The sequence below is a fragment of the Massilia sp. CCM 8734 genome (assembly GCF_011682155.1).
Lineage (GTDB): Bacteria > Pseudomonadota > Gammaproteobacteria > Burkholderiales > Burkholderiaceae_D > Telluria_A > Telluria_A rubra.
On the sequence record NZ_WHJI01000103.1, the window covers coordinates 1 to 2,558 of the forward strand.

Below are 2,558 nucleotides of genomic sequence, written 5' to 3' on the forward strand. Positions count from 1 at the left end.
CAGGCTGTCGCGCGAGTATTTCGGTGAATCGCACCGCGCGACCAAGCGCGACTGCAAGCCTCCATTCAGCCAAGCAGAGGCCGGGTACGCGCAAGCACTGCGCGCTGAAAACCGACAGCGAATTAGAGCATTCCTCGATTAGGCCAGCCTCGCGCTGGCCTTTTCTTTGACACAGAATTTAAGGAAAATCATGATCGTCGGAGACATGGAAATCAGGCTGAGGGCAGATATCGCCCGGCTGCAGCGCGATATGGATAGCGCGCGCCGTGTGGTTGGCGACGCCACCACCAGCATTAGCCGTGCCGCTGACATGGCGAAGGCGGCACTGGCCGGCATCGCCGCCGGCGTCGGTCTGTCGCAGCTTGTGCAGATGTCGGACGCATACGCCAAGTTCACGGCACAGCTGCGATTGGCCTCGACATCAGCGCGCGAGTATGCGGCAGCGTATGCCGACGTAAAGCGAATTGCGACCACATCGCAACAAGGGCTTGCCGAAACCGGGGTGCTATACGCCAGGATTGCGAATGGTACGCGCGAGCTCGGGACATCGCAAAAGCAAGTTGCCGCGATCACTGAGGTGGTCAATATGTCCCTTAAAGTATCTGGCGCTAGCGCATCGGAATCAGCATCCGCGCAACTGCAGCTGTCCCAAGCGTTCGCGTCGGGCACTCTGCGCGGTGAAGAATTCAACGCAGTCAATGAGGCGGCACCGCGCCTTATGAAAGCGTTGGCGGATGGCATGGGCCTTCCAGTTGGCGCCTTGAAAAAGATGGCCGAAGAGGGAAAGATTACGTCTAATGTAATGGCCACTGTTCTTCCGGATGCGTTGGAGAAGGTGAGAAAAGAGACTGCCCAAGTCCAAACGATTTCCGGCGCCTTCACTGTTCTGAAGAACAACTTGATGGAGATGGTTGGCGTACAGGCGAACGCCAGCGGCGCAGTTGCCGGCCTGACGGGCGCCATCGGCCTGCTGTCCAGCAACCTCGCCGGCGTCGCTTGGGCGATGTCGACCATGATTGCGATCAAGGCGACAAACTGGCTCGCAACGCTGGTCACGGACGCGTATGCAGCTGCAGCCGCGAAGCGCGCGCTCGCCGCCGCCACACTGCAAGCTGCTGTAACGACGACAGAGGCGGCAGCAGTTGCCGCCGCAGCCAAGCTGACGGAAGCACAGGCAAATATGCAAGTGGCGGCCAGTACTGCCAACCTCACCGCCGCGCGCGTGACCGAACTTCGTGCCGCTGTTCTGGCTACCAGCGGCGCCACGCAACTGGCTATTGTCCAGAACGGACTGATTCCCGCGCAGCTCCGCGCCGCCGCCGCTGCCGAGGCACATGCGCTCGCGCTCGCGGCCCAAGCCGTGGCCGCCAATGGTGCCACCACTGCATCCCTCGCCAACACGGCGGCAATTACCGCACAGGCGACCGCTGCCACGTTCACAGCGAGGGCCGTGGGCGTGCTGCGCGGCGGCCTGGCGCTCATCGGCGGCCCTATTGGCGCAATCATACTGGCGCTCAGCTTGGGCGCCCTGGCATGGTCGAAATGGGGCAAGGACGCGAAAGAATCGAGCGAAAAGGCGCTTGAATCGTTCGACGAGGCCCAGGCGCGCATCGTCAAGGGGCTCGACGAGCAGATCGACAAGAACGAAAAACTGCTGCGCCTGAAAAATTTGGGCATGACGACGGCCGCCGCTGAGAAGGCCATTCCGGTAACCGACCAGCTGGGCGCAGCGTCGAGGCGTTTGAATGCACTTAATACGCGCACGGGCGAGTTCGACCCCAACAAAACGGGAATGAGCAACAACGACATCGATCGCGAACGCGAAAAGACCATGCAGAGCATTGCGGAGCTTTCGCAGAAAATGCAGAAGGTCGAAAAGACCGGCGCCGCCGTCGCGGTCCAGTCGTCCAAGGAAAAAATTGACGCGGTTTTGAAAGAATATGCGACCAAAAATGAGCAGAGGGATGCTGAGCTCAAGGCGATTGAAGGCGCAAAAGGCAAGGTTGCTGGTTATGACGAGGCGGTCAAGAGAATCCGGGAGAAGTATGCAGACAAGGGCAACGCTTCCGCGATCAAGGCCGAAGCAACCGCCTATCAGAATCTGATGACCTCGATCGCCGAAAAAGTCGCAGCCAACAAGCTCGAGCTGGAAGGCTACGACAAGCTGTCGGAATCGCAGAAGATGACAATCAAGCTGAACGCCGAGATAAAGACCAGCAAAAACATGTTGTCTAATGCGTCGATTGCAAACACTCGCGCAGAGATCGCTAATGTCGCAGCCCAGGAAGCGCTGATTGCGTCCCGTGCGGCCGATGTGAGCTGGGCTGAGAAATCGTCCGCCGCAAATGCTGAAGTGGCCGAGAGCTTAAGCAAGGCGACGATGCAGCTACGTGCCGATGCCTTGGCACAGAAAGACCACAACGATCAGATTGGGCTGGGGAAGATGGCCCTTGCCGATCTGGAAGCGCAGCGCTATGAGCACTTGGCATCAGTGAAGGATGAGAATGCCGCACTGGCTGAGGCGATTGACTTTAGCGGGACGATGTCGCAGGCGTACC

General features: G+C 59.5%; 1 protein-coding gene. It reads left to right on the plus strand.

Translation table 11 applies throughout. From position 1 onward, the window contains the following. Positions 1 to 190: 190 nt before the first annotated feature. A partial coding sequence (locus tag F2P46_RS35495) for a tape measure protein (RefSeq protein ID WP_166899187.1) occupies positions 191 to 2,558 on the plus strand: 2,368 nt, incomplete at its 3' end.